This is a genomic window from Streptomyces cavernicola (assembly GCF_029968035.1).
Classification (GTDB): domain Bacteria; phylum Actinomycetota; class Actinomycetes; order Streptomycetales; family Streptomycetaceae; genus Streptomyces; species Streptomyces cavernicola.
On sequence record NZ_JASCIQ010000092.1, the window covers coordinates 1 to 1790 of the forward strand.

The 1790-nt window shown below is 66.7% G+C and carries 1 protein-coding gene; it reads right to left on the reverse strand.

What is annotated here, in order from left to right:
* Positions 1 to 43: 43 nt before the first annotated feature.
* Positions 44 to 1696 (reverse strand): IS1182 family transposase, encoded by a 1653-nt coding sequence (locus QIS96_RS37585; protein WP_282547384.1) that lies wholly within the window; start codon positions 1694 to 1696, stop codon positions 44 to 46.
* Positions 1697 to 1790: the final 94 nt, after the last annotated feature.

Here is a 1790-nt window from a genome sequence, read left to right on the forward strand (position 1 = left end):
CGGACCCTGTTGGCGAATTCGCGTGCGGGATCTTGTGCAGTTTTCATCTGGTGGCCCGGAGTTCTGTCAGGGGGCTGGTTCGGGTGCAGGCACGGGGCCTGTGGGTGAGCCATGCGTCGATGCGGATCAAGTTGATGGCGGAGGCGATGAGTTGATGATGGATCCCGGTCTTCCTCAGTCCTTGGTAGCGGGATCTGCGCAGTCCATGAGCTGCGGCCTGGGAGATGGTTCCTTCGACTCCGGCTCGGATCTTGTAACGGTCCTTCCAGTCGGTGGTCTGCTGGAGCACCCGGGCCTGCTGGAGCGTTTGGTGGGTGGCCTGAGGACGCAGAGTGAGCTTCCGCTGCCGGACGTTGGGCGGGCTGACGCATCGGGGCCGGTCGGGACAGGCGCGACAGTTGGCAGGGGCGAACGCGATGCGGACGACGGGCTGTCCCTCGTGGGATCGGTCGGTGGCCCACTGGCTGTTGACGTGACCGTTGGGGCACGTCGCCCGCTTGTTGTCCCAGTCGATCGTGAAGTCGTCCTGACTGTAGAAGTTGCCGTTGCGGGACTGGGTCATGGTGGGCTGCTGGAGTGGGCCGTGAAGGCTGACGTTCCAGTCGTCCAGGGCTCGGGCCATCGCCGGGGCGTTGGCGTAGCCGGCATCGACCCAGTGCTCGTCCGGCAGGAGGCCGCGGCGGGCGAGGCCGGCGTGCACCGGCGCACTCATCCGGCTGTCCGCGATGGGGGCTGTCGTTGTGAGTACGTTCGTGATCAGGTGCGGCGCATCAGGCGTGCCGCAGGTCTCGGTGAGGTGGACCTTGTAGCCGTCCCAGGTCACGCCGCGTTTCGAGCCGCCGCGTGCGTCCAAGTCATAGGGATTGATCACACGGATCTTGCCTGGCGGGTGGTCCTCGGGGCGGCGACGGCGCACTTCGCCGTCGACAAGGTGGAACTGCTGCACCCAGACCTGGCGGAGGACCTCTACTTCCGGCAGCAGACGCAGCTCGTGCGGGGCCTCGTGTGCCCAGATCAGGCGGAGCAGCCGCATCCCGTCGGTGCCGATCCTCAGGCCGATCGGCGCGCGTTTGGTGGCGGCCTTCGGGAAGCGAGAATCGTCGATCCGGGTCGCGTAGTGCTGGAACCACTCGTCGGGGGCGTGGTCGTTAAGCCAGTCCGGAGCGGTGCGGGCGACCGCGTTCAGAGCCAAGCGCAGGGTCTCGGCGACGAACTCCAGCCAATTCAGGGCACGGGCCGCAGTCAGGACCCGAGTGGAGTCCGTCCGGGCTCTGCCCCCGCCGCTGATGAGACCGTGCTCGCGGGCAGCCACCAGGATTCCGTCGAGGACTTCCCGTCCGCCGTCCGCACCCGCCAGCCGATCTCGGAATTCCGACAGAACCGAGAAGTCGAAGCCCTCGTCGGACAGTTCGAGGCCCAGCGCGTACTTCCAGTCGATACGTGCACGAACAGCTTCGGCAGCCTGCCGATCGGTGAGCCCCTCCACGAACTGCAGCACCAGGACCAGCGCCAGCTGTCCTGGTGGCCAGGCCGGTTTTCCGCGCCTGGGGAACAACTCGGAAAAGTCCTCGTCCCGGAAGATCGCCCCCAGCTTGTCCCTGATCCGGATGGCCAGACTGCCCTTGGGAAACGCGGCGCGTGCCACCCGCGCCGTCTCAGCTGGCACTCCACACGGCGGCCGCGGACGCATCGACACCGCAGTCCCTTTCACGCCCACGACATCGGCCCCCAATTCGCAAGTCTCGAAGAACAGCACAAGATCCCGCACGCGAATTCGCCAACAGGGTCCG